Below are 25,596 nucleotides of genomic sequence, written 5' to 3'. Positions count from 1 at the left end.
TGTCGGAGTACCTCATACCTCCAGGTTGCCACCTGGGAAAACAGCGAGAATGAGTGCCCTGAGCAACGCATGACGCCCGGATTTCTTCGTCAGTAGGTCATTCGGTGCGCACAACCATTGAGCGAATCGGATGAGATTTTACGACGCCGCCGACGCAGGGTAATCGACAAAGAATGCAGCGCTTGCGTCTCGCGGCACTCGAGATCCGGTTATCCGAATTCGGAACGATTGAATGACTGAATCTCAGACCCACACCTTGCGAGCCATTGCTGCGTCTCGTACGGAGTTGAGATGAGAGAGTCGGCAAAGGTATGTCCGGTGCGCCTCATCAATCAAACCCACCCCACTTTTTCGTGCCACTTGATCATTGACCAAAATATTGCAGTTGACAATAGGAGGACATGTGACGTAAATCACAGCATGATGCGTATCGCTGCGAGAACCGAATGTAGATCCGGCTGTCCGTTAACAGTGTTTAAAGAATGCGGGGAGTCGAGATTATCGATGATTGGCGTGTAGTGCTCAAAACTCGCATGTACGGCATGAGCCGGGGTCCCTCCGCCTGGCTTATCCGGCTCGGCGGTACTCGTTGATCGCGCCGCCGAGCACTTTGCGGCGTTCGATCGGCACCACCACCTGTTCGTCCTGATCGGGTGGTCGTGCCCTCGCGCCCGGTGCGGGTGTAGGTCCAGGTCCGGCGAAGTAGACGACGATGCCAAGCCGGCAACGTCGCCGGGGTGACAAGCCGATGAGCGCGCAGCACCGTCGGCAACCACCGAGCCAACGCCGCGAGAACGGCCCGATCTGCCCGATCCGGCTTCGGGCGCGCGACCTGACGCCGCGGCGCCGCCACCTCTAACGCAGCACCATGATCTCAACGTGCTTCGACGCCTGGCTGCGGCCCGGCAACATCAGCCAGCCGAACACCCGAAACCGTGATCAGACAGAGCAGGCGAACAGGCACAAGGCGTGATCTTGTCCGCCCTGGCGGACTCAGTCAAATCACAGCTCAGAGCCATCGCGACTGCGTTTTGACGCGGTACAGGCTTCCACTGACCCTTGTTTGCTACCGATCGATCGGTAGGATTCGAGGCATGGACATCATCGCGGCCACCCGGTACGGCAAGGTGCGTGGCCTGCTCCAGGGCGGGATCGCGGTCTTCCGCGGCATTCCCTACGCGGCGGCTCCCTTCGGAGCCGAGCGCTTCCGTGCCCCCGCGCCCGTTCAGCCCTGGGAGGGGGTCCGTGACGCGCTGGAGTTCGGGCCGACCGCCCCCAAACGTCCCTACCGGCCACCGCTGGACCGGTTCATCCCCGAGGAGCGGATCCCCGGCGACGAGTGCCTCAACCTGAACGTCTGGACCCCGGGCGTGGACGACGGCGCCCGCCCGGTGATGGTCTGGATCCACGGCGGCTCCCTGCGCAACGGCTCGTCGAGCCCGGCGTTGTACGACGGGCACGCCTTCGCCCGGGACGGCGTCGTGCTGGTCTCGATCAACTACCGGCTCGGCGTGGAGGGCTTCGGCGTCTTCCCCGACGCGCCCGACAACCGCGGTCTGCTCGACCAGCTCGCCGCGCTGGAGTGGGTGCGCGACAACGTGGCGGCCTTCGGCGGCGACCCCGGCAATGTCACCGTCTTCGGCGAGTCCGCGGGGGCGATCAGCATCGGCGCGCTGCTCACCAGCCCGCGGGCGAAGGGCCTGTTCCACCGAGCGATCATGCAGAGCGGTCCCCCGCACACGGTCACGCGCGAGGAGGCCGGGAAGACCGTGAAACTGATGGCGGCCAAGCTGGGCGTGCCGCCCACGGCCGAGGCGTTCGCCGCCGTCGACCGGGAGCGGCTGCTCGACGCCCAGGTCGAGGTGGTGGGCAAGGCCGATCCGATCACCGGCGGGCCCGGCTTCCACATCGTGGCGGAGCCCGGCTCCGGTCCGGTCGAGGTCGACCTCCTGATCGGTGCCAACCGGGAGGAGTACCGCCTCTGGTTCGTCCCCACCGGCGCCGTGGATCGAATCAACCGGCTGACACTGCGCCTGGCCTTGCTGAAATTCCGCATCCCGAGCCGGGTCGCCCGGCTCTACCGCTCCGGCCGCCCCGGCGCCAAGCCCGGCGAGATCCTCGGCGAGATGGCCACCGACCTGCTCCTGCGCGGCCCGCTCAACCGCCTGGCCGATGCCGTGGAGCGGGCCTACGTCTACGAGTTCGCCTGGCGCTCCCCGGTCATGGACCTGGGCTCGTGCCACGGCCTGGAGATCGGCTTCGTCTTCGACAATCTCCGGCACGGCCGCGAGCTGGCCGGTGACGGCGCTCCGCAGGAGCTGGCCGACGCCATGCACCGGGCCTGGGTCGCCTTCGCCGCGACCGGGGATCCGGGCTGGCAGCGGTGGGACTCCTCCCGGCCCGTCATGATCTTCGACTCGCCGGGCTCCGGCGTCGTGCACGCCCCCAGGGACGAGGAGCTCAGGGTCTGGCTAGATCGCGGACGGTGACCGCCGCTTCCAGGAGGCGCGCCTGCGCGGGCACCGCCAGGTCCAGTCCGGTCAGCATGCTCACTCGCCGCAGCCGGTAGTCCAGCGTGTTGCGGTGGATGTGCAGGTCGAGCGCGGTCCGGCGGCGGTTGTGCCCCCGGTTGACGAACGCGCGCAGCGTCTCCAGCAGATGGGGATGGCCGTCGAGCGGCGCCAGCTTGGCGGCCAGCCGTACCAGTCCTGCGCCTGGTCGCGCGAGCTGGTGCTCCAGCAGGACGTCGTCGAAGCGATAGAGGCCAGGCGGCCTGTTGATCCTGCGCACCAGCTCCAGCACCTCGCGGACCTCCCGCGCCGCGTCCGGGATGTTCACGGGCTCCCCCGCCAGGGCCGCGGCGGCGAGTACCGGCCGACCCACGACCTCGGCCAGCCTGCGTACGAGCGGCTCCAGCGCGCATCCGCCGGGCAGCAGCGCGACCCCGTCGACGTGGTCCATCAGCACCAGCGTCCCGGTGTGCGCGTCCAGCGCCGACCGCACGAGCCGGACCGGCGGCGCGGGCTGCCCGAAGTCGAAGAGCACCACCTCGTGCGCCTGGCCCACCTCCACGCCCGCCGCCTCGGCCAGGCTCTCGTACGGCTGGCCGCCCAGCAGCGCGCCGATGAGCGCCCGCCGTACCCGCTTGTCCTCGCTCCTGATGTCCTCCTGCGCCTGCTGGTGGGCCAGGGCGACGGCGGGCATCGCGGTACGCAGCCAGCCGAGCAGCCCCTCACCGGCCGCGGCCAGTTCGTCGGCCTCGGCCACCTCGGTCAGCGCCTGCCACCAGACCTCGGCGCCGATGAGGTAGGCGGTCACCGCCGCCTCCAGCGGTAGCCGCTCCTCGGCCCGGCGCGCCGACCACTCGATGATGCGGGTGAGATCGGCCGGGCCCATCGCGTCGGGCCCGCGGAGCGTGCGCAGCAGGATCGCCAGGACGGCCGAGACCGAACGGGCCACCTCGCCGCTGAGGGTCTCGGGCGGCGACTCCCGGTAGAACGGGATCTCGGCGGCGCACCGGGCGACCACCGCGGAGGTGAGTCCCCGCACCTTCGGCGCCATCCGGCTGTGCAGGTCGGCCATGCCGGGATCGTCACATTGCCCAAACCGGTACGTCAATTCTTGCCCCAAGTGCGGAAAGACGGCGGCCCCCGGCATGGCCAGGATGCGATCAAACCCCCCAGCCAGGAGGCCACCGTGTTCCGACGCCTGCTCATCCCCCTGATCCTCGTGCTCGCCCTGGGCACGGCTCCCGCCCGTGCCGCGGCCGCGAACTGGGGCGCACCCGGCCCCTACGCCACCGCCGTGGAGGTCGGCGCGGTCAACACCCTCTACTATCCCCGCGACATCGCCGGGAGCGACCGCCGGCACCCGGTGATCGTCTGGGGCAACGGCACAGGCGGCGCCCCGCTCGTCTATCGCGACCTGCTCCTGCAGTGGGCCAGCCACGGCTTCATCGTCTCGGCCGCCAACACCCCGATGTCGAACCTCGGCATCTCCATGCGCGCCGGGATCGACGCCCTCACCCGGCGCGACGCCGACCCGTCGAGCATCTTCCACGGCAAGGTCGACCTGACCCGCATCGGCGCCTCGGGACACTCCCAGGGCGGCGCGGCCGCCATCGTCGTCGGCGCCGACTCCCGCGTCGACAGCGTCCTGCCCATCCAGCCCGGCCCGCTGGCCGACATCGACGACGTCCACGGCCCCGCCTTCCTGATGGCCGGCCAGAACGACTCCATCGTCTGGCCCGCGCTGGTCAAGGCCTTCTACAACGACGCGGACCACATCCCGGCGATCTACGGCGAGGTGCGCGGCGCCGACCACTTCACCGTCGTAGGCGACCCCGGCCCGTTCGCCGCGCCCACCACCGCCTGGTGGCGCTTCCAGCTCATGGACGACCCGCAGGCCCGCGCCCTGTTCTACGGCCCGGACTGCGGCATCTGCGTCGACCGCGGCACGTGGTCGGACGTGCGCCGCAACGCGCTCGTGCCGCGGTGAGGAAGGTCTTCCTGCCGATCGATCGGTCGTCTATTCTCGGCCTACCGATCGATCGGTAGGAAAGGCCCCCCCCATGACCGTCGACAGCCGGCCCAGACCCGCCCTCCTGCGAGTGACCATCGGCAGTTTCGTGGGCACCGTCATCGAGCAGTACGACTTCCTGCTCTACGGCTTCATGACCGCCCTGGTCTTCAACACGCTCTTCTTCCCCAGCTCCGACCCGACCGTCGGCACCCTCGTCGCCTTCGCCGGCTTCGCGATCGGCTTCATCGCCCGCCCCGTCGGCGCGATCGTCGCCGGCCACTACGGCGACCGCATCGGCCGCAAGTCCATGCTCGTCATGACCCTGCTGGTCGCGGGCCTGGCGACCACCGCGATGGGCCTGCTGCCCAGCTACGCCACGATCGGCATCTGGGCGCCGGTGCTCCTCATCGCGCTCCGGATCGTTCAGGGCTTCTCCTATGGCGGTGAGGTCACCGGCGCGGTGCTCATGACCACCGAGTTCGCACCCCGGCACCGCCGCGGCTACGTCGGCAGCTTCGTCCCCACCGCCGGACCCGCCGGCCTCCTCCTGGCGACGATCGCGATCATGGCCGTCGCCGGCATGGACAAGGCCGACTTCCTCTCGTACGGCTGGCGCATCCCCTTCCTGCTCTCAGCCGTGCTCGTGCTCGTCGGCCTGGCGATCCGCGCCTCCGCCCCGGAGAGCCCGGTCTTCGCCGAGTCCCGGATCCGCCACAGCGCGCCCGTCCTGGAGGTCTTCCGCCGCCACGTCCGCACGGTTCTGCTCGGCGTGGGCACCGGCTTCGGCTTCTACGTCGTCTTCTACGTGCTGCTCGTCTTCGCCGGCTCCTACCTGACCACGCAGCTCAGGCTCCCCGCCCAGGTGCCGCTGGTCGCGGTGGCCGTCGGCTCGGTCATGGTGATCATCCTCGGCCCGCTCTGCGGCCGCCTGTCCGACCGCTTCGGCCGTCGCCCGATGATCGCGACCGGCTCCGCCCTGAGCGCCCTGTTCAGCTTCGCCTTCTTCGCCATGCTGGCCACCGGCGGCACCACCCTGATCTACCTGGCCTACGCGCTGGCCTTCGGCCTGATGACCATCATGTACTCGCCGTTGATCACCTTCATCGCCGAGCAGTTCCCCACCCCCGTGCGCTTCAGCGGCGCCTCGGTCGCCGGGCAGATCGGCGCCGTCCTCGGCGGCGGCTTCGCCCCGCTGATCGCCACCGCCCTGCTCACCGCCTCCGGCATCTGGGCGGTCGCGGCCTACGTCTGCGCCTCGCTGCTGGTCTCCCTCGCCTGCGCGCTGGCGCTGAAGGAGACCAACCAGAGCGATATCACGGCAGAATGAGGTCGTGACCAACGATCGACCGGCAGCACTCGCGACCCAGCGCCGGATCGCCGCCTCCGACGTCCGGCTCCCGGAGCATGTCCTGCTGGAGGGCACCTCCGGCCGGATCCTGCGCGAGGCGCTGCTGCTGTTCGCCGAGCGGGGCTTCCACGGCACCTCCATCCGCGGCCTCGCGGACGCCTGCGAGATCCGCTCGGCGACCCTCTACTCCCACTACCCGGCCAAGGAGAACGTGCTGGCCGAGCTGGTCCGCATCGGTCACGAGGAGCACCACCGGCGGCTGGTCGACGCGGCTTCCGCGGGACCGGCGGACCCCGAGTCGCGCCTGCGCCGGGTGGTCCGTGCGCATGTGCTGGTCCACGCGGAGTTCCCCATGCTCGCCGTCGTCGCCAACAACGAGCTGCACGCCCTCTCCGCCGAGCTGGCCGGTCCCGCGCTCGTCCTCCGTGCCAGTGGCCGGCAGCTGCTCATCGACACCCTCGAGGAGGGCATCGCCGAGGGCGTCTTCGACGTGCCCGACGCCTTCCTCGCGGTCACCGCGATCAGCGGGATGGGTATGCGAGTGGCGAACTGGTATGACTCCGCCATGCCGTACGAACCTGAGGAGGTCGCGAACACCTACGCGGAGTTCGCCCTGCGGATCACCAGGGCGGGCTTCTGACGCGCACACGCCGCCGTACAGACGGGGACCGGCACCACCGGTGACGGTCAGCGGGCGCGCGGGCCCTTCCTGAGGATCCCGCCGCTCGCGGACTTGGGGACGGCGTCCGAGGTGACCGAGGCCGAGTCGAAGCGGGGCACCCTGCGGAAGAGCCCGGTGCGGCCGGTGTTCGTTATGGAAGGTCTCGCACCCGCGCAGCGCGTACAGAAGGTGACATCTCCCGCGCCGGTTTGTCGGTGGGGCGATCTAATGTCCCGGCCATGACTTCAGCGACGCAGGCGTACACGTACGCCGCGCCCTCCTCCCTTGTCGACGGTCGTCTCGGATTGGCGACCTCCGGCGGCCGGGCCCTGTCCGGCCCGGCCGTGGCCCCCCGGTTCTTCAGCGGCGTGGTGACCCAGGCGGCCCCCGCCGCGGCGGCCCTGCTCGGCGTCGCCGATGTGGCGCTGGCCCGCTACCACCAGCCGCAGGCGCGGCCCGGCTGGGTGCGGGATCCGGTGGTGACGTGCAACGGGGACCGGCTGCGGTTCGAGTCGTTCTCGGCCTGTGGCGGCGTGTACGCCCGGCTTGACCTGCTGAACGGCGCGCTCGACGGCGAGGTGTTCGACCGGGGCACCACCAACGTCGACGTGAACGCGCCGCTTCGGGAGGCGCTGGCGCGCATCGGCGCGCGCGACCCGTTGCACCTGGGGGTCGGGCTCGACGAACTGGTCGTGACCACGATGGACGGCGCGGTGGTGGAGAAGAAGGTGCCGCTGCCCGAGCGCTGGTTGCGCGGCTTCGCCGAGGTGCAGGTCATCGCCTCGGGCATGGACCAGCGCGGTGAGCTGACCGGCATGGCGGCGGTGCGGTTCCTGCGCGGGCTGCCCAAGAAGGGCACGGTGTGGGTGGCGCAGGCGGGGCGGGAGCTGAAGGTCTCCGACCGTCGGGTTCCGGGCTCGGTCCAGCTCGCCGGCCCCAACCGGCTCGGCACCCTCCTGCCGCTGCTGCGCTTCGCGAAGTCCCTCCGGGTGTACGGCCCGGCCGACGCCGCCTCCAGCGCCTGGGAGCTGGAGCTGCCGGGCATGCGCTACACGCTCACCCTCTCGCCCGAGCGCTGGCGCGGCTTCTCCGGCGAGGGCGCGGTGCTCGACGACCTGGCCACCGACGAGGCCGAGAACGACGCCGACGTGGTGGGCATGCTGCTCAACTTCGAGCCCGAGATCGAGATCGGCCTGCTGGCCGACCGCGCGGGCATCCCCGCCGACCGGGCGCGGGCCGCGCTGACACAGCTCGGCGTCGCCGGCCGGGTCGGCTACGACCTGTCGGAGGCCGCCCACTTCCACCGTGAGCTGCCCTATGACAAGGACAATGTGATCCTGCTCAACCCGCGGCTGGCCAAGGCGCGCAAGCTCGTCGACGCGGGCGCCGTGCACCTCGAAGGCGAGCTGGCCACCGTCCGCACCTCGGGCGGCGCGCGCCGGGTCTCGCTGGCCGACGGCTCCTGTACCTGCGAGTGGTGGTGGGACCATCGCGGCTCCCGTGGGCCGTGCAAACACGTGCTGGCCGCCCGGATCGTCGCCCGCGCCGCCGTGGAGGTCTCCCCATGACCTTCTGGGCGGAGATCTGCGACCTGATCGCCCGCAACCAGGTCACCCGCCTGGCCGACCGGCTGGTCACGCTCACCGAGGAGGAGCGCGCCGAGTCGGCCGGGCGGTTGCCCGGCCTCGTCAAGGAGCTGCGCCGCGCCCACACCGAGCGGGTGCGCGCCCAGCATCCCGACGACTTCGAGGAGATGGCCTCCTGGGAGGTCGGCGACCTGCTCGACAAACTGGCCGGCGCGCTGCTGCTGACCGGTGTCGGCGTCATCACCGGTCCGGCGGCCGCCGTGGCGTGGATGACCGGCCGCGACGTCAACCGCCGCTGGGCCGAGGCCCCCGACGTCGCCCAGGTGTGCCGGGTGGCGGCCGCCCGCCCCCGGGAGTGGCGTCGCGATGTCGCGGTCCGGCTGGCCCGGCGGGTGCGCCGTCCCGCCGACCGCATCGCGCCGCTGGCCGTGGCGCTGCTGCGCGAGTCCGGCGCCGTGCCGCCCGACCACGGCCCGCTGGTGGCCGCCTGGCTGGCCGCGCCGAGCGTGGCCGATGACCCGCTGACCCCCGTGCTGCTGCCTCGTGTCTTCGACGCCGACGGCGCGGGCCGCGCCCTCCGTGACGAGCGGCTGGAGCCCCGGCCAACCCGCTGGCTGGCCACCGCCGCCCGCGAGCTGCCCAGGGAGCAGGTGCTCGACGGTTGCGTGAGCCGTTTCCTGCGCGGCGGCGAGGCGCAGGACCTGCGTTTCTTCGTCCGGCTGCACACGCTCCTCGACCCCACGCCCGCGGAGTCCGCTCCCCGCCTGCGCGACTACCTGCGGTTGTTGCCCTCGGCTCCGGGCACGGTCGCCGAGCTGGCCGCCGGGCAGGTGCGCGGGGCGATGCCGCTCGATCACGCCGACCTGGTCGAGGCGGTCGACGCGCTCACCTTCCGGGACGAGGCCAAGCTCGCCGCCACGGGCCTGCGCTGGCTCGACCGGGCGATCCGGGCCACGCCCGAGGCGGCCGCCGACTTCGTGACCGCGCTGACCACGGCGTACGCGCACAAGTCCTTCGACGTGCGCAACCGCGCGGTCGAGCTGACCCTGAAATACGCCGACCTGTTCGCCGAGCACGCCGAGGCGATCCTCGACGGCGTCCGCCACCTCCCCGCCGACCTGGGCGCGAAGCTGGCCGGGCGGTTCGGCGGGGAGAGGCCCGTCGAGGAGCTGATCGAGGCCAAGGAGTTCCCGCCGCTGCCCGAGGTGCCCTCACCGGAGCGTTTCCCCGAGCCGTCGATCTCCCCGAACCACCACGAGCGGTGGATCGGATGGGAACGCTGGATGGCGGCGTTCGTCTCCGGGGTCGCGGAGAACCGCACGAACCTGCGCCGCAGGCTGAGGCCGCACGTCGAGCAGCGGACGCAGTACCGGCGGGACAGGAATGAGATCACCGATCCCGACGAATGGCAGGCCGTGCTGGCCGAGGAGCTCGTCGTGCCCGGCACCCTGCCGGAGATCCCTCCTGTCGGCCCGGAGAAGTTCTGGGACGACGCGAGTCACTCGGTCTCGGTCCGCCCGGTCGCCCGCGGCGAGGAGATCGAGCTGGAGCCGCCGAAACGGCGGATCACGGTGGTCGGCGGCTGGCGCCCCGGCCGCTACCTCGACGACGACACCCCGCTCCGCGTCGTCTTCATCACCTGGACCAGCGACGACGGCCCGGCCGGGGCCGTGGCCGTCGAGGCCGGTCGGCCGGTCCCCTTCGCCAACGGCCGGGTCTACCTTTACGGACAGCCCTCCGATGACGACCAGGCACCGGACACGGGCCCCGGCGAGTCCGACGAGTACGAGGACTTCGACGACGCCGTCCCGGATCACCGCGAGCGCCGTCCGGTGGAGCCCGGAGTCCGCTACGACGACTCGGTGGCGGCCATGCCGTGGCACGCCCTGCGTGGCGTCTACGAGCGCATGGCCGAACTGGGGGTGAACCCCGACCGGATCACGGCCATGCGGAAGGGCCTGCCGGTGCCCCCGCCCGGCCCGGACGAGCCGCTCGTGGCGGTCACCGTCGGCTTCGTCCCGCCCCGGTTGCGCTCCTTCCAGCCCCGGCCGCTTCCCGCCCCGCACGAGTGGCGGCGGCGGCACCGGCTCCCGCACCCGAACCGTCTCTCGCCGCCGTCCGACTTCCTCGTCAACCGCTACGCGGAGCTGTACGGGGCCCTGCGCGCCGGCACGCTGCCGCCGGTGCTGCTGGCCACGCCGACGTGGATGACCGGCCACCTCGATCCCGACGTGCTGGTCGGCCGACTGGAGACGTGCGCCGACGCGGGCGTGGAACCGCTGCGGGCCGATCTGACGCAGGCGCTGCTGCGGCTGCCCCGGGGCAGCCACCAGGCCGCTGCCGACCGGGCCGCGAAGATCGATTCCGCGGCGGCGCGCACGGCGGCCGAATGGCTGGCCGGGCCGGGTATGCCCGACCCGGAGTGCGGTCTCCGGTGGACCCACATGGTGGACGCGTCCATGGTCGAGTTCGGCGACGGCGAACCCGAGCACTTCACCGCGGTCCGCCTGACGCCGGTGCTACGGGCCATGCCCACCGGCGACGAGCTGATCGACGAGGTGCTGCTGCGGCAGCCGTTCGACTGGTCGGGCGAGGACCTGGGCAGCGGGATCGGCGGGTGGCCGGCCATGCTGCCCTCGCACCGCGAGGTGGTGGCCGTGAACATGCTGCCGTTCGTGCTCCACAGCCGCTGGTACGCGAGCGTGACCCCGGCGGAACTGTCCCGCCTGGCCGCCTGCGACGGCCCCGCGAGCGAGGCGACGGCGGTGATCATCGCTTGCCTGCTGGGCAGCGGCGTGCCCGGGACGATCCCGGTGGTACTGCGGATGGCGGCCAGAGGCGACCTGCCCGCCGAGGCGATCGGCCGCCAGCTCGCGCTGCTGCTGCGCCGCACCTGGCTGGAGACCCGCCCCGCCATCGCGGCCCTGGCCGAACTGGCCGACGCCGGCGGCCACCACGAGGTGTGGCGCATCCTGCGCGCCCTGCTGCCCGGGATGCTGCCGGGCGAGGGGCGGCGCATCACCGTGACCCACACCGAACTCGTCGCCTTCGCCGCCGACGTGGCACGCTGGACCGGCGCGCGCGGGGAGATCCCGGTCGTCGGCGAGTTCGCGCGGAGCCGCCGGACGATCCGCTTCGTCCACGAGTGCAAGCGCCTCCACGCCCAGCTCACCGGGGCCACGTCATGACCTCTGACGACATCCGTACCGAGATCAGGAATCTCGTGCTCGACCACGACGCCGAGGGTCTGGCGTTGCGGTTGCCGAAGCTCACCGACGCCGAGCGGGCCACCGTCGCCGCCGAGTTGCCGGATCTGCTCGCCGAGCTCCGCGAGAGCCCGCCGCCGGCCGCCGGCGTCGGCTGGGACGCCTTCGACCGGACCGCCGACCAGGTCACCGGCCCGTCCGAGGTGCTGATGATGGTGGGCGCGGCGACCATTCCCGGCCCGGCCGGGGTGGCCACCTGGCTGATGAAGCGCGACCTCAATCCCCGCTGGTCCGGCGCGCCGAGCCCGCACCGGCTGGTGAGGGCGCTCTCCGGTCGCCCGGTGGCCTGGCGTGCCGATCTGGCGGTACGGCTCGCACGCCGCATCCGCCGTCCCGACGACCGGATCGTGCCGCTGGCCCTGGAACTGCTGCGCGACGGCGAGGCCACCCCACCCGACCACGAGCCGCTGGTGGCGGCCTGGTTGTCGGCGGTGGGCGTGGCCCAGGACCCGCTCACGCCCCACCTGCTTCCGAAGATCTTCGAGGCGGCCGGCGCGGGCCGGGCGCTGGTCGACGAGACGCTCACCCCGAAGCCGTCCCGCCGACTGGCCCTGACCGCCCGCACGCTGCCGCGCGAGCAGATCATCACCGGCTGCGTGAGCCGTTTCCTGCTCGGCGGCGACGCGCAGGACCTGCGTTTCTTCGTCCGGCTGCACACGCTCGTGGCGCCCACGCCGGAGGAGTCGGCCGGGCGGCTGCGCGACTACCTGCGGCTGCTGCCCGCCGCACCGGGCCCGGTGGCCGAGCTGGCCTGGCAGCAGGTGCGCCAGGCGCGGCTCGACCCGGCGGACGTCGCCGAGGCCGTCGAGGCGATGACCTTCCGCCAGGAGGCCAAGCTCGCCGTGAAAGGCCTGACCTGGCTCGCCCGCGACCTCGCCACCGCACCGGAACGTGTGGCCGACCACGTCACCGCGCTGACCAACGCGTACGCGCACGCCTCCCACGAGGTGCGCGACCGCGCGGTCACCCTCACCCTCAGGCACGCCGACCACCTCACCGACCCCGCCCCGATCCTGGAGGCGGCCGAACTGCTGCCCCCGGTCTCGGCCCGGCGGCTTTTCGAGCGCTTCACCGGGGGCTGGACCGGCGATTTCACCCCCGGCCGCCTGCCCGACGCCACCGTCCCCGGCCCGTTCCCCACCTCCGGCCTGGAGAGCGGCCCGCCGGAGGAGATCGGCTGGGTCGACGTCGAGGCGTGGCTGGCGGCGGTCATACGGGAGGCGCATACGAACCCGGACTCCCTGAAGGAAACGCTGGCCCGGCGGTTCGGCGAACACCTGCGGCCGGTGCTCTACGACGCGCCGGCGTGGCAGTCCCCGCGTGACTGGTGCACGGCGCTGGCCAGGGAACTCGTCAACCCCGGCGAAGATCCGGGGCCGCCCGTGTCCCGTCCGCCGAGGCAGCGCCCGTCGTACCGGAAGACGATCTCCGAGGAGCAGCGAGCCGACGCGGAGCAGGCCTTCCCCGGCCTGTCCGGCGATCTCGGGCAGGCCCTGTACGACGGCATGGTGAACATCGCGGCCACGGCCTTCCAGCTGTTCCCCGGCCTCCGCAGGGTCGTCCCGCTCCACGGGATGCCCGACTACGTACAGGAGGAGATCCTGCGGACGGTCGACGTCCAGACCGACCTCTACGACCCGAAGGCGCGACCCGCGCCCGCCCCCTGGAGCCGCCTCCCCCACCTGCGGGAGTGCGCCCGCCCCCACGCCTTCCTCCTGTCCCGCCTCGACGAACTCCTGCGCGCGGCGAAGACCGGAGCCCTGCCCCCGGTACTGCTGGCCACCCCCACCCGCGCCGACGGCCACCTCGACCCCGAGACCTTGCTCGACCGCCTGGCCGGGTGCGCGGAATCCGGCTGCGAACCGCTCCCGCTGGACGTGGCACAGGCCCTGTTGCGCCTCCCACCCGATCCCGCCCCCGACCTGGCCGAACGCGCGAAGGGCATCGGCTCGGCGGCCGCCGCGGTGGTGGCCCGCTGGTTCGAGCGCGGCGCGCCCCCACCCCCGGAGGTGGAGCTGACCTGGACCCTCGACCTCGGCTCCCACGTCGTGCCCTACGACGACCATGTCCTCGACCGGCGCGGCATCGTCAACGTGAGCTGGCGCCCCGTGGAGCCCACCGGTCTCGCCCACCTCGACGCCCTGCTGACCGCGCCCGAGATGCGGCCGTTCCGGCGCGTGTCACGTCACTTCTGGCCCGGCATGACGCCCCACCACCGGGAGCTCGCGGCGGCCCACCTGGCGATCGGCCTGATCGACCGTTTCGACCCGCCCGACATCGCGATCGACGACCTCCGCGACCTGGCCCTGGCCGAAGGCGCGTCCGGCCCGGCGACGGCCCTGGTCCTGGCCTACTTCCTCACCGTGGAGGGCGACGACGCGGTGCCCTCGCTGCTTCGGCTGGCGGCCAGGGGCGCGCTCCCCGCCGCTGAGACGGGCCGCCTGCTGGGCCTGTTCGGCCGCCGCACCCGCTACGACGCCGGCCCCGCGTTGCCCTCACTGGAGCTGGCCGCCAAGCAGGGCGCGCACGCCGAGGTGTGGACGATCCTGCGCCACTTCCTGGCCGCCTTCCTCCCGGGGGAGGGCGAGCGGGCCCAGCGTCCGCACACCGACGCCGTCGTGCTGGCCACCGACATCGCCACGTGGGCCGGCGCGCGGGGCGAGATCCCCGAGGTGGCCGCCCACGCGAAGAAGCGCGGTTCGACCTCGCTGATCCGGGCCTGCCGGAGCCTCCACCGGTTCCTGACCCGGGAGGCCTGATCGGCTCAGCGGACGCCCCCTCCCGGGGCCGCCCGGGAGGGAGTCGATCATCGTGGTGGCCGTGCCGCCGCAGTGCCGTTCCTCACTTTTCGGGTGCGCTGGAGTGTCCCGTCGGCCTGGCCCACCGGCATCCGGTCGGGGAGTTTGGATCGGCAGGCCGAAGGGCCGCGTGTCGAAATCCTTAGAACCGGCTCCTCCGAGCATCGCAGAATCGAAAGTTCACCGTCCGGCAGGCAGCCGAAGGGTGAGCCGCCAGGACCGCGGATGTTCCACGCCTCGCACTGAGAGTCGGCGCGTTCTCCGCCGCGCGCCGGTTCGTCGCGGGCCACCCGGAATCCGAGGCGGGGTTCGCGTGGGCCGGCGTGGCTTGGCGCTCAGCGGCGCCCGATCGAGCCGATCCAGCTCTCGGTGAGGACGTCCAGCATCTCGTCGCGCCCGACACCCCAGGTCCCCGGCTTCCAGTGGCGCGCGACGTGGTCGAGCTCGGTGATGGCGATGACGCCGCGAAAGTGGCGGGTGCCCGCCGGGAACCGGTCGGCGCGGTCGAGCCCCTCCTTGATGTCACCGATGGCCTCGTTCAGCCACTCGTCGAGGAGCGCGCGGATCTCGGGGTCGACGGCCGCGGCCTCGAAGGCGGCCGTGGTGTAGGGGCGAATCACATCCCATCGTTCCGAGGTCGACGCCAGCCACCCGCGGATCCGCTCTCGCGAGCCGTCCTCGACCACGGCGACCAGCTCACGCTCGGTCGACCCGTGCTCGGCGGAGGGGAGCCGGTCGAGTGCGGCGTTGAGCCGCTCCGAGACGAGGGCCTTCATCAGATCGACCTTGGAGGGGAAGTACGCGTAGAAGGTCACCCGGGTCGTCCCCGCCACCGACGCGATGTCGTCGACCGTCGTCGTCGCGTAGCCCTTCGACCCGAACAGGTCCAGGCCGGCGTCGAGCAGGAGCTTTCTCGTCATCTCCTTCTGTGCCGCACGAAGCGTAGCCATGCCGCCAGCATAGGGCACCGCGGCTGTGTTCCACCCTTGCTGATCGTTCTGAATACATATCGCTCAAACTCTTGATGCAGTGTCAAGTTATATGACACCTTGCACGTTCAACAGGTGGTCGCGCTCACCCCGGGTGGCCGATCCCGAGCGGCCGGAACCGATCATCCGGCCTATCGACAAGGAAGAAATCGCATGACGCAGACCGCTGCGCGCAAGCAGGGCCACACCGCCACGGTGGTCGCCGGCTGCTTCGCCGTACTCCTCGCGCAAGTGGCGTACTCGCTGCCCGGCGCGCTCAATGGCACCTTCCAGCAGGAGTTCCAGACCACCGGTGCCGAACTGACCTGGATCACGGCCGCCTTCGCCATCCCCATGGTCGTCTTCGAGCTGACCACCGGCGTGCTCGGTGACCTGTTCGGCCGCAAGCGGCTGCTGCAGGCGGGTGCCCTGCTGACCGTTGCCGGCTCGCTCGTCAGCTGCGTCGCCGAGACGGTCCGGATCCTGTGGATCGGGCAGGCCGTCGCGGGTCTCGGAGCCGCGATCCTCTACCCGATCTCGCTCGCCATGCTGGCCGCGGTCAGCCCGTCACAGGAGGCCCGCTCCAAGGCCATCGCCGTCTGGGCCGGCTTCCTCTCGATCGGTGCGGCCATCTCCCCGCTGATGGGCGGGTGGCTGGCCGCAGGGGGCGACTGGCGAACGTCGTACATCGCGGTGATCGCGGCGGCGGTCGTCTCGGTCATCATCACCCGGTTCGCCGTCGACTCCTCGGCGCCGGAGGGGCGCAAGCTGGACATCCCCGGCCAGGTCACGCTGGCCCTCGGTCTGATCGCCATCCTCTTCGCCGCCACGCAGGGTTCCGAAGCCGGCTTCGCCCGTCCCGAGATCATCGGCGCCTTCGTCGCGGGCCTCGTGCTCCTCTGCGCCTTCGTCGTCATCGAGTTGCGGGCCGACGTCCCGCTGCTGCACCTCAACATCTTCGCCAACCGTTCCTACGCGATCGTCGCGATCGCCACGGTGGTCGGCATGTTCGCGTTCCTCGCGATCTGCTACTCGATGAGCATCTGGCTCGGCGCGATCCAGCACCAGAGCGCTCTGAAGATCGGCGTGCTGTTCCTGTTCATCCAGGGTCCGGCCTTCGTGCTGGTGCCGGCCGTCTCCCACCTGATCCGGAACTTCTCGCCTCGTTGGGTGCTCACCGCCGGTTTCGCCCTCATCGCCGTCAGCGGTATCTGGTGCTCGACGTTCGACGTCCACGACATGAACTGGACGCGGTTCATCGGTCCGATGCCGGCCCTCGGTGTCGGCTTCGCGCTCACCGTCGGCTCGATCACGGCCGTCGCGATCAACAGTGTTCCGCTCCGGCTCGCCGGCATGGCCAGTGCCACCACCAACCTGCTCCGCGACTTCGGCTTCGCTCTCGGTCCGGTGCTCATCGCCGCGTTCGCGGTCAGCGGGGCGAACAGTGACCTGAGCGCCGGTTTCGGCAGGGCGATCGGTGAGTCCGGGCTTGAGCCGCCGTACACCGACATCGCCGGGGGTATCGCACAGGGGAGCGGCGCCATGGCGATCAACTCGATGCCGGTCGTGCCCGGCACCGGGCCGGAGATGCCGCCGGTGCCGATGCCGGAGAGCCTCCGCCTGCTCGCGCTCGAGTCGCTGGGCAGCGCCTACAGCCTCGCGTTCCTGGTCGCCGGCCTCTGTGCCGCCGCCGCCGCGGCTCTGACGCTGTTCGGGCTCTTCGGCGCGGAGCGCGCGGGCGCCGAGGAGCCGCTGAGCGAGGCGGAACTCGTCCCCACCGAGTGAGTTGAGAGTCGCCGGACCGGATCGAGGCCCCCGCTTCCCGGGGATGGGGACCTCGACCTGCCCTGTACGAGTAGATTATCCAGTTTACCCATTGGATAATTGATTGACACGCTGTAAAATCTACGTAACACGACTCACGTCGCGACGTGACCGTGGTCACTCGCCGAGACCGAAAGGAGGGGCAGCGATGGGTGCCCAGACTGCCGAGAACACCGCCGATACCGCCGTCAACACCGTCAACACCGTCCTCGGCCCCGTTCCCGCGCGGGAGCTGGGGGTCGTCTCGGTGCACGAGGCCCTGCTGTCGGTGGTTCCGGGAGCGGAGTACGCGTTCGACGTCACCATCGACCGTGCCGAGATCTTCGAGGCCCTGGCCGAGAGGCTGGCGGACTTCCGCGGGCACGGCGGCGGGACGATCGTCGACAGCACCGGCATGTTCCACGGGCGCGACGTGAGGCTGTACGAGGCCCTCTCGCGCGCGACCGGCGTGCACATCGTCGCGTCGACGGGCCAGGGCCCCGAGGAGATGCTCGGCGGTTACTTCCTGACGCCGCAGACCAACCCCCCGACGCCGTGGCCGGCCGAGAGGTTCGCCGACCTCTTCGCCAAGGAGGTCACCGAGGGCATGGTGGTCCCCCGTGTCGAGCGACGGGGCGCCGCGGGCCTGGTGGCCACCGCCGCGACCCTCACGGGCATGACCGCGACCGACGAGAGCCTGTTCCGCGGTGCGGCCCGCGCCGCCCTGGCCACCGGTGTCCCGGTGTCCATCCGCTACGGGGACGACGCCGTGCGCGACCTCGAGATCGTCCTGGACGAGAGGCTGCCGGCCGACCGCGTCGTCGTCGGCGGGCTCGATCGCAAGGACGCCGTCGCGGCCGGCGCGCCGCTCAAGGTCGCGACCCGCGGCGCCTACGTCGCCCTCGACCACGTGGGCACCGAGGACGACGCCCACGTCACCGGCACCGAGCGCGCCGCCCTGGTCGCCGAGCTGATCGAGGCCGGCCACGGCGACCGGATCCTGCTCTCGAGCAACGCCACCGGCGTCGCCAAGGGGCACCCGGCCAACGACGTGCGCTACAGCCACGTCCTGACCACGTTCGTCCCCCTCCTGGCGGCGCGGGGCCTCAGCGACGAGGACGTCGCGCGGATCCTCGTGGACAACCCGCGCGACCTGCTGTCGGTGCGCTGAGCGCGCGGCAGCCCAAGACCATCAAGTTCTTCGCTAAAAGGTGAGTGCCGTGTCGAGAGTGAACACCGTCCTGGGGCCGATCCCGGCCGAAGAGCTGGGCCTCGTGGCCGTCCACGAGCACATCGGGTACGGCATGCCGGGCTCCGAGCTGGACACGAAGTGGTGGAAGACCCCCGAGCAGCGGTACGAGGAGACCGTCCCGAAGCTGCGCCGGTTCCATGAGTACGGCGGCGGCACGTTCGTCGACGCGACCGGCATCTGCAACGGCCGAGACGTCGACTACTACAGGTCGCTGTCCGCGAAGACCGGCGTGCACATCGTGGCGAGCACCGGCTTCGTCGGCGGCGACACCGCGCTGCCGTTCTTCGCCCGGGCGAGCGTGGCATACCTGGCCGAGCACCTCATCCACGAGATCGCCGTCGGCATCGGCGACACCGGCGGCCGCGCCGGCATCATCAAGGTCGGCGTGAGCCGCGGCGGCCGGATGACCGACCTGGACAAGCGCATCTACCGCGCGGCCGCCCGCGCCTCCAAGGCCACCGGGGTCGGCATCCTGACCCACCTGGCCATCGACGCCGAGAACGCGATCGCGATCTTCAACGAGGAGGGCCTCCCCCTCGACCGCGTGCTCTTCGGGCACGTCGACGACGGCGTCAACGCCGACAAGACCCGCGACACCTGGATCGCCGAACAGGGGGGCCGGATCGGCTTCGACACCTTCGGCTACGAGACCGAGCTCCCGGACCCGCCGTTCTGGGCCCGTCCGCGCAAGGATCGCCTGGACCACTTCCTCCGGTTCATCGGCAGCGGGGGTCGCATCAAGCAGGTGCTCGCCTCGGCCGACGCCAACTGCAGCCCGCTGGGCTGGCCGGGCGTGAAGGGCCACACCGTCAACTACATCTTCACCGACCTCATCCCGGACCTCCGCGCCGCCGGTCTCGACGAGGCCGCGATCAAGACCATCTTCGTCGACAACCCCGCCGACTTCCTTTCGATCAAGAACTGACAAGGACCGGAACCATGCAGTCCTCAGACCTGAAGAACCTGAACATCGCCGTCGTCGGCGCGGGGTACGGCGGCGCCGCCGCGGCCAAGGCCCTGAGCCTCCTCGGCGCCACCGTCGACGTCTACGAGCAGGCGAGCCAGATCCGCGAGGTCGGCGCCGGCATCGGCCTGCGGCCGTCCACCATGGACCGGTTCCGCCGGTGGGGCATCTTCGACACGATCGCGGAGGTGAGCTCGCCGAGCGACTACTTCGAGATCCTCACCGCCACCGCCGACCCGATCCTGAAGGAGGCGTGGCCGGAGATCGACGTCTTCGGCGAGAAGACCCACCTGATCCACCGCGGGGACTTCATCGAGGCTCTCCTGGGTGTGCTCCCCGAGGGCATGGTGCATCTCGGTCACAGGCTGGAGAGCGTCAAGGACGAGGGTGACAGGGCGACGCTGACCTTCGCCAACGGCGAGTCGGTCACCGCCGACCTGGTGGTCGGCGCCGACGGCATCAAGTCGGTCGTGCGCGAGCGGCTGTTCGGCGACAACCAGCCGGTGTTCTCCGGCGAGCACGCCTACCGCGCGGTGATCTCCGTCGACGACGCCCACGGGATGGCCGTCGACGACAACCTCCGGATGTACATCGGCCGGGGCACGAAGGTCTACTTCCTGCCGCTGCGCCACCGCGGCCAGGTCTCCTTCGACATCACCGCCCTGTGTCCGGAGAGCACCTGGGCGCCGAAGGTCACCAAGGACGACCTGCTGAAGACCGTCGAGGGTTTCGACGAGCGGATCGTGAACATCACCCGCGAGCTCGACATGGACGCCGTCAACTGCCGTGCGGTCTACGACATCGACCCGGTCGGCACCTGGCACTCGGACTCCGTCGTCCTCGTGGGCGACGCGGCCCACTCGATGCTGCACCACCAGGGCCAGGGCGCGAACTCGGCGATCCTGGACGCCGGTGCCCTCGCCGACGCCCTCAAGGAGGCCGGCTCCGTCTCCGAGGCGCTGGCGCGCTACCAGGCCGTCCGCAAGCCGGTGACCGACGAGTTGCAGCGGATCTCGCGCCAGGGCTGGACCGAGGACGAGGTCGACGACGTCTTCCCGGGCCAGAAGCCCGCGTCCCAGAAGCCCGCGTCCCAGAAGCCGCAGGGGGCCTGACGCCATGCCGCTGCACCCCGACATCGCCCGGACCCTCGCCGGCCTGCCGACGCCGCCTCCCGGCCCGCTGAACCCGGCGGCGATGCGCGCCGGCGAGGAGTCCCAGGTTCCGCCCGTGGCCGACCGCCTGCCGCTGCACTCCGTGGAGGACCTCACCGCGCGGACCGCCGCCGGCGAGGTCCCGGTACGGGTCTACACGCCGGTCGAGGCCGACGCGTACGGCCTACTGGTCTACTTCCACGGCGGCGCGTTCTTCCTCGGCAGCCTTGAGACGCACGACCACGTCGCGCGCTCCCTGGCCGGGGAGACCGGGCTCAAGGTCGTCTCCGTCGGCTACCGGCTGGCGCCCGAGTACGCCTTCCCCGCCGGTCTCGAGGACTGCTACGCCGCGGTCCGATGGGCCGCCGAGAACGGCGAGACCCTGGGCTGGGACGGCACGACGCTGGCCATCGCCGGTGACAGCTCCGGCGGCACGTTCGTCGCCGCGGTCGCCGGCATGGCGCACGACGACGGCTTCCACCGGATCACCCACCAGGTGATGTTCTACCCGTCGCTCGACCTGGACTTCGACGTCGACCGCTACCCGTCGCTGCGGGAGAACGCCGTCGGCCACGGGCTCGAGACGGCCGGGCTGAAGCCGTTCAACGCCTTCTACCTCGACGGCGGCGCCGACCCGGCGGACCCCCGCGTCTCCCCGATCAAGCGGGCGGACCTCACCGGGCTGCCGCCGGCGCTGATCATCACCGGCGAGCTCGACCCGCTGCGGGACGAGGGCGAGCTCTACGGCCGGAGGCTGAGGGAGGCCGGCGTGGACGCGACCGTCAGCCGGTACGCCGGCGCGGGGCACGGGTTCGTGCAGCACTTCTCGTGGATCCCGGAGTACCGCCGGGCCTACGCGGAGACCCGCGACTTCCTCGCGCGCTGACCCGACACCACCCCACGGAGCTTACGAAGGAGAGCCATGTCCGCGTTGAAAGTCCATCCCCTGGTCTCGCCGTGGGGCCGGTTCGGCCTCTACAGCTTCTTCGTCGACGCGCCGGAGCCGGCCATCGTCGACACCGGCATCGCCTCCTCCCCCGCCGAGGGCATGGCCCCCGCGCTCGAGGCCATCGGCCGCAGGATCGAGGACGTGCGCTGGATCCTGCTGACCCATGGTCACATCGACCACGTCGGCGGGGCCCACGCCCTGTGGGAGCTCACCGGACGGCGTGCGCGGGTCGTGATCCACGAGGCCGACGCGCCGATGCTGCGCTCGCGCCGGGCCCACGTGGACGAGTACCTCGCCGGGCGGGGGCGGTATCTGAACGACGCCGAGGGCGAGGCGAAGGTGGCGGCCGCGGCCGACGCGGTCATCTCCGGCGAGATGGAGCCGACCACGCTGCTCAAAGGCGGCGAGACCCTCTCGCTCGGCGGCGACGTCACCGTCTCCGTCCACTCGATCCCCGGCCACACACCGGGGTCGGTCGCCTACGTCGTCGACGGCCTGCGCTCCGCCTTCGTCGGCGACGCGGTCCAGGTGCACGGGGCCGCCAACGGCTTCCCCGGCTTCGAGGACCCGGTCGCCTACCGTGCGAGCCTGGCGTACCTGCGCGACGAGATCCGTCCGCGGCACCTCTACCTCGGCCACCCCTACCGGCGTACCGACGGCACGCCGTACGGCGTCGAACTCGACGAGGAACAGGCGGAGGAGGCGCTCTCGGAGAGCCTCGACATCGAGGCCCGGGTCGGCAGGGCGGCCCACGGCTGCCTGTGCGCGGGCCTGCGGGAGACGGACTCTCCGTACTCCCCGTTCGCCCCCGTGGCCCGGGAGGTCGGCTACACCACCGACCCCACCCTCGAACCGTCGCCGTTCTTCACGTCGATGCACGGCTACCGCACGCACTTCAACCAGAACTCGTGACAGAGGAGGCATCCGTGGCCGACTTTCAGATCATCCAGGCGGGACAGGACAAGATCTCCGTCCGCAAGGACCTCCGCGTGCCGATGCGCGACGGCGTCACGCTGGCCGCCGACGCCTACCAGGGCACGGATGACCGGCCGCGTCCGGCGCTCGTGGCGCTCAGCCCGTACGGCAAGGAGTTGCAGGCCCTCGCGCTCACCACGCCGCCGCAGCGGCGCCCCAGCCCGATGTGGGACGGCTGCGTGGAGGCGGGCGACATCGCGCGCGTCGTCAAGGAGGGCTACGTCCACGTCATCGGCGACCTGCGCGGCTCCGGCGCATCCGAGGGCGAGCACATCGGCAACTACAACGCCGGTGGTGTCCCGCTCGGCCAGGACGCGTACGACTTCATCGAGTGGATCGCGGCGCAGCCGTGGTGCGACGGCAACGTCGGCATGATCGGCATCTCCTACTTCGGCTCGATGCAGGTGCTGGCGGCGGCCGAGCGGCCGCCGAGCCTCAAGGCGATCTTCGTCAGCGGCGGCCACTACGACTTCTACGAGACCACCTACCACGGCGGCGTCATGTGGTTCATGCCGCGCGCCGCCCGCGAGGGCCGCGGTGGCGACTCCGGCTGGGCCTTCACCGATGGCGTCAAATCCCGCATGCTCGAGACCTACTCCCCGGAGGAGATCAGGGAGCGCGTCGCCAAGCGGCTCCAGGACCCGGACGTGGCCGCCTGGCCGAACCTGGTCCACGTGCTGAACTACCCGAAGAACCACGAGGCCTGGTTCGACATCGTGATGAACGAGGTCGACGGCGAGTGGTACGAGGAGCGCAACCCGGTCACGCTCGCGCCCGACATCGACATCCCGGTCTGGCTCCAGATCGACCAGGGCCGTGGCTGGACGATGGACGGCACCATCGAGCTCTACAACTCGCTGAGGGGCCCGAAGAAGCTCGACATCGGCCCCTACCCGCCGATGCAGTCGCGCCCCTTCGTCGAGGAGCACGACAAGATGTTCCGCTGGTACGACTACTGGATCAAGGGCATCGACAACGGGATCATGGACGAGCCCGCCGTCACCGTCTTCGTCGAGGGCACGCGCGAGAACGTCACCGGCGCGCAGTGGCCGCCGAAGGACGTGGAGTACAGGTCGCTCCACCTCCGCCCGCGCCACAGGCTCTCCTTCGAGCCCGAACCCATGGGCGCCGAGTACGCCGCCCCCGACGGCTTCTACCAGGCGCCGCTGACGGTGACCGACAAGGTGGAGACGCTGAGCTGGAGTACGGCTCCGTTCGACGAGCCCACCGAGATGATCGGTCAGGGCGCCGCGCACATCTTCGCGGAGATCGACCAGCCCGACACGAACTTCATCCTGCGCATGTGGGACGAGGCCCCGAACGGCAGGCGCCGGCTCATCACGACCGCCTACCTCAAGGCCTCGCACCGTGAGCTCGACGAGGAGCGCACCACGGAGGGCGACCCCTACCACCCGCACACCCGCGCGGTGCCGGTCGAGCCGGGAAGGATCGAGGAGTACGTGCTGCGCGTCTACCCGTTCGCGGCGACGTTCCTGCCTGGCCACAGGCTGGTCGCGGAGCTCTCCAACGACGAGCCACTGGCCGACGAGCACAACTCGCTGCTGCCGCCGGACGCGTTCCACCTGCCGGTGGGCCGCCCCGTCACCCACAAGATCTATCGCGACGCCGCCCACCGGTCCCGGCTCGTGCTGCCGTTCACGAAGCGCGCCGCGGCGGGGAACAGGTAGTCGAGCATGGCGTTCATCTACGCGGCGGCCCGCACTCCCTTCGCCGTCCAGTCGCTCGCGTGCGTGGACGCCTGGAGAATCGACCCCGAGATCGTCAATGTCAAGGGGGGCGCGATCGCGATCGGCCATCCGCTCGGCGCCTCGGGCGCCCGGATCCTCGGCACCCTCGCCAGGGTTCTGGTCGCGAGGGGCGAGCGGTACGGCGTCGCCGCGATCCGCGTCGGCGTGGGCCAGGCGCCCGCCGTGGTCCTCGAGAACGTCACTGGAGGAGCAGCGTGAGCAGAGCGCAGATCTTCACATCGCCGGACGAGGCGGTGAGCGTCGTCAAGAACGGCGACACCGTTCTGGTGGGCGGCTTCGGATTCGCCGGCATGCCGTTCGACCTGATAGACGCCTTGATCCGGCACGGCGCGGGCGACCTCACCATCGTGTCCAACAACGCCGGCAACGGCGACGTGGGCCTGGCCGCCCTGCTGAAGGCCGGCCGGGTGCGGAAGGTCCTGTGCTCCTTCCCCCGGCAGGTCGACTCCTACGTCTTCGACGACCTCTACCGCCGCGGGGAGATCGAGCTCGAGGTCGTCCCGCAGGGCAACCTCGCCGAGCGGATGCGGGCGGCCGGGGCGGGCATCGGGGCGTTCTACTGCCCGACGGGCGTCGGCACGCCGCTCGCCGAGGGCAAGGAGACCCGCACGATCGACGGACGCGACTACGTCCTCGAGTACCCGATCAAGGGTGACGTCGCCCTGATCTCCGCTCACACCGCCGACACGATGGGCAACCTCGTCTACCGTAAGACCGCCAGGAACTTCGGCCCGGTGATGGCCACGGCCGCCACGACGACCGTCGTCCAGGTCTCGTCGATCGTGGAGGCGGGGCGGATCGACCCGGAGGTCGTCGTCACCCCGAGCATCTACGTCGACCGCGTGGTCCAGGTCGAACCGCGTCACTACACCGTGCAGGGAGCCCGCTGATGCCACTCGATCCCGACCAGCTCGCGGCCCGGGTCGCGCAGGACATCGAGCCGGGCAGTTTCGTCAACCTCGGCATCGGCCAGCCCACCAAGGTCGCCGACCACCTTCCGGCCGAGATCGGCGTCGTCCTGCACACCGAGAACGGCATGCTGGGCATGGGCCCCGCGGCTGTCGGCGACGAGGTCGACCCCGAACTCACCAATGCCGGCAAGGTGCCCGTCACCGAGTTGCCCGGAGCCGCGTACTTCCACCACGCGGACTCCTTCGCCATGATGCGCGGCGGCCACCTCGACGTGTGCGTCCTGGGTGCCTTCCAGGTCTCGGCGAGCGGTGACCTCGCCAACTGGGACACCGGCGCGCCCGGCTCGATCCCCGCCGTCGGCGGCGCGATGGATCTGGCGATCGGCGCCAAGCGGGTCTACGTGATGATGACGCTCTTCGCGAGGAACGGCGGCCCGAAACTCGTGCCCGCCTGCACCTACCCCCTCACGGGCGTCGGCTGTGTCAGTCGTGTCTACACCGACCACGCCGTATTCGAGATCACCCCCGACGGCGTCCGCGTGCTCGAGGTGTTCGGCACCTCCGTCGAGGAGCTTCGCACCCGGCTGGCAGTCCCGCTCGCGGTCGACGTCCGCTGACCGTTCCCACCCGCCGGTTACCAGGGGGCGAACGGTTCCGTCCGGTGCCCCTCCGGA

At 71.2% G+C, this 25,596-nt stretch carries 18 protein-coding genes and 1 pseudogene; 17 read left to right on the top strand and 2 right to left on the bottom strand.

What is annotated here, in order from left to right; translation table 11 throughout:
* Positions 1-1,094 precede the first annotated feature (1,094 nt).
* On the top strand, positions 1,095-2,489 hold the full coding sequence (locus AB0J58_RS27740; protein WP_364220734.1) for a carboxylesterase family protein: 1,395 nt from the start codon (positions 1,095-1,097) through the stop codon (positions 2,487-2,489).
* On the opposite strand, the gene AB0J58_RS27735 is transcribed toward AB0J58_RS27740, so the two are convergent.
* Positions 2,461-3,582: a helix-turn-helix domain-containing protein gene (locus AB0J58_RS27735; RefSeq protein WP_364220731.1), complete on the bottom strand. Its 1,122-nt coding sequence runs from the start codon at positions 3,580-3,582 to the stop codon at positions 2,461-2,463. The genes AB0J58_RS27740 and AB0J58_RS27735 overlap by 29 nt on opposite strands.
* Positions 3,583-3,696: 114 nt before the next feature.
* Here AB0J58_RS27735 and AB0J58_RS27730 point away from each other — a divergent pair, with 114 nt between their 5' ends.
* The 6 genes from AB0J58_RS27730 (at position 3,697) to AB0J58_RS27705 (ending at position 14,141) form a co-directional block, all read left to right on the top strand.
* The gene (locus AB0J58_RS27730) at positions 3,697-4,497 is read left to right on the top strand and encodes an acetylxylan esterase (RefSeq protein ID WP_364220728.1); all 801 of its coding nucleotides are present in this window, start codon (positions 3,697-3,699) and stop codon (positions 4,495-4,497) included.
* A 73-nt stretch (positions 4,498-4,570) separates the two neighbouring features.
* Positions 4,571-5,848 (top strand): MFS transporter, encoded by a 1,278-nt coding sequence (locus AB0J58_RS27725; protein WP_364220726.1) that lies wholly within the window; start codon positions 4,571-4,573, stop codon positions 5,846-5,848.
* 4 nt (positions 5,849-5,852) lie between these two features.
* On the top strand, positions 5,853-6,509 hold the full coding sequence (locus AB0J58_RS27720) for a TetR/AcrR family transcriptional regulator (protein ID WP_364220723.1): 657 nt from the start codon (positions 5,853-5,855) through the stop codon (positions 6,507-6,509).
* Between the two features lie 260 nt (positions 6,510-6,769).
* The gene (locus tag AB0J58_RS27715; protein WP_364220720.1) at positions 6,770-8,098 is read left to right on the top strand and encodes an SWIM zinc finger family protein; all 1,329 of its coding nucleotides are present in this window, start codon (positions 6,770-6,772) and stop codon (positions 8,096-8,098) included.
* Entirely contained in the window at positions 8,095-11,304 is a 3,210-nt protein-coding gene (locus tag AB0J58_RS27710) for a hypothetical protein (RefSeq protein ID WP_364220717.1), read from the top strand. Before AB0J58_RS27715 ends, AB0J58_RS27710 begins: the two co-directional genes overlap by 4 nt.
* Positions 11,301-14,141: a hypothetical protein gene (locus AB0J58_RS27705; protein WP_364220714.1), complete on the top strand. Its 2,841-nt coding sequence runs from the start codon at positions 11,301-11,303 to the stop codon at positions 14,139-14,141. Before AB0J58_RS27710 ends, AB0J58_RS27705 begins: the two co-directional genes overlap by 4 nt.
* Before the next feature lie 374 nt (positions 14,142-14,515).
* Here AB0J58_RS27705 and AB0J58_RS27700 read toward each other — a convergent pair whose 3' ends face one another.
* Entirely contained in the window at positions 14,516-15,130 is a 615-nt protein-coding gene (locus AB0J58_RS27700) for a TetR/AcrR family transcriptional regulator (protein ID WP_364220711.1), read from the bottom strand.
* Between the two features lie 192 nt (positions 15,131-15,322).
* Here AB0J58_RS27700 and AB0J58_RS27695 point away from each other — a divergent pair, with 192 nt between their 5' ends.
* The 10 genes and pseudogenes from AB0J58_RS27695 (at position 15,323) to AB0J58_RS27650 (ending at position 25,539) form a co-directional block, all read left to right on the top strand.
* Entirely contained in the window at positions 15,323-16,933 is a 1,611-nt protein-coding gene (locus AB0J58_RS27695; RefSeq protein ID WP_364220708.1) for an MFS transporter, read from the top strand.
* 187 nt (positions 16,934-17,120) lie between these two features.
* Positions 17,121-18,122 (top strand): phosphotriesterase, encoded by a 1,002-nt coding sequence (locus AB0J58_RS27690; protein WP_364220705.1) that lies wholly within the window; start codon positions 17,121-17,123, stop codon positions 18,120-18,122.
* 49 nt (positions 18,123-18,171) lie between these two features.
* Complete coding sequence (locus tag AB0J58_RS27685) at positions 18,172-19,128, top strand: phosphotriesterase (protein ID WP_364220702.1); 957 nt, start codon at positions 18,172-18,174, stop codon at positions 19,126-19,128.
* Between the two features lie 14 nt (positions 19,129-19,142).
* Positions 19,143-20,279, top strand: coding sequence for an NAD(P)/FAD-dependent oxidoreductase (locus AB0J58_RS27680; protein ID WP_364220699.1), 1,137 nt, complete (start codon positions 19,143-19,145; stop codon positions 20,277-20,279).
* Positions 20,280-20,283: 4 nt separating this feature from the next.
* A complete protein-coding gene (locus AB0J58_RS27675; protein WP_364220696.1) occupies positions 20,284-21,204 on the top strand; it encodes an alpha/beta hydrolase in 921 nt (306 codons plus the stop codon).
* A 36-nt stretch (positions 21,205-21,240) separates the two neighbouring features.
* Positions 21,241-22,179 carry an MBL fold metallo-hydrolase gene (locus AB0J58_RS27670; protein ID WP_364220693.1) on the top strand — a complete coding sequence of 313 codons (939 nt, stop codon included), beginning with the start codon at positions 21,241-21,243 and terminating at the stop codon, positions 22,177-22,179.
* Between the two features lie 14 nt (positions 22,180-22,193).
* On the top strand, positions 22,194-23,930 hold the full coding sequence (locus AB0J58_RS27665) for a CocE/NonD family hydrolase (protein ID WP_364220690.1): 1,737 nt from the start codon (positions 22,194-22,196) through the stop codon (positions 23,928-23,930).
* A gap of 39 nt (positions 23,931-23,969) precedes the next feature.
* A pseudogene (locus tag AB0J58_RS27660) lies at positions 23,970-24,209 on the top strand (3-oxoadipyl-CoA thiolase); the annotation flags it as partial.
* Positions 24,206-24,901 carry a 3-oxoacid CoA-transferase subunit A gene (locus tag AB0J58_RS27655; RefSeq protein ID WP_364220687.1) on the top strand — a complete coding sequence of 232 codons (696 nt, stop codon included), beginning with the start codon at positions 24,206-24,208 and terminating at the stop codon, positions 24,899-24,901. The pseudogene AB0J58_RS27660 and the gene AB0J58_RS27655, both read left to right, overlap by 4 nt.
* Complete coding sequence (locus AB0J58_RS27650; protein ID WP_364220684.1) at positions 24,901-25,539, top strand: 3-oxoacid CoA-transferase subunit B; 639 nt, start codon at positions 24,901-24,903, stop codon at positions 25,537-25,539. The genes AB0J58_RS27655 and AB0J58_RS27650 overlap by 1 nt, the downstream gene beginning before the upstream one ends.
* Positions 25,540-25,596 lie beyond the last annotated feature (57 nt).

Source organism: Streptosporangium sp. NPDC049644 (assembly GCF_040675205.1).
Classification (GTDB): Bacteria; Actinomycetota; Actinomycetes; order Streptosporangiales; family Streptosporangiaceae; genus Streptosporangium; species Streptosporangium fukuiense.
This window is presented reverse-complemented; position numbering and strand designations above follow the sequence as displayed.

Bases quoted from the DNA above. Each gene is read 5' to 3' on its own strand.
- AB0J58_RS27740 (WP_364220734.1), top strand. From the start codon at position 1,095: ATGGACATCATCGCGGCCACCCGGTACGGCAAGGTGCGTGGCCTGCTC.
- AB0J58_RS27735 (WP_364220731.1), bottom strand. From the start codon at position 3,582: ATGGCCGACCTGCACAGCCGGATGGCGCCGAAGGTGCGGGGACTCACC.
- AB0J58_RS27725 (WP_364220726.1), top strand. From the start codon at position 4,571: ATGACCGTCGACAGCCGGCCCAGACCCGCCCTCCTGCGAGTGACCATC.
- AB0J58_RS27715 (WP_364220720.1), top strand. From the start codon at position 6,770: ATGACTTCAGCGACGCAGGCGTACACGTACGCCGCGCCCTCCTCCCTT.
- AB0J58_RS27710 (WP_364220717.1), top strand. From the start codon at position 8,095: ATGACCTTCTGGGCGGAGATCTGCGACCTGATCGCCCGCAACCAGGTC.
- AB0J58_RS27705 (WP_364220714.1), top strand. From the start codon at position 11,301: ATGACCTCTGACGACATCCGTACCGAGATCAGGAATCTCGTGCTCGAC.
- AB0J58_RS27700 (WP_364220711.1), bottom strand. From the start codon at position 15,130: ATGGCTACGCTTCGTGCGGCACAGAAGGAGATGACGAGAAAGCTCCTG.
- AB0J58_RS27695 (WP_364220708.1), top strand. From the start codon at position 15,323: ATGACGCAGACCGCTGCGCGCAAGCAGGGCCACACCGCCACGGTGGTC.
- AB0J58_RS27690 (WP_364220705.1), top strand. From the start codon at position 17,121: ATGGGTGCCCAGACTGCCGAGAACACCGCCGATACCGCCGTCAACACC.
- AB0J58_RS27680 (WP_364220699.1), top strand. From the start codon at position 19,143: ATGCAGTCCTCAGACCTGAAGAACCTGAACATCGCCGTCGTCGGCGCG.
- AB0J58_RS27675 (WP_364220696.1), top strand. From the start codon at position 20,284: ATGCCGCTGCACCCCGACATCGCCCGGACCCTCGCCGGCCTGCCGACG.
- AB0J58_RS27670 (WP_364220693.1), top strand. From the start codon at position 21,241: ATGTCCGCGTTGAAAGTCCATCCCCTGGTCTCGCCGTGGGGCCGGTTC.
- AB0J58_RS27650 (WP_364220684.1), top strand. From the start codon at position 24,901: ATGCCACTCGATCCCGACCAGCTCGCGGCCCGGGTCGCGCAGGACATC.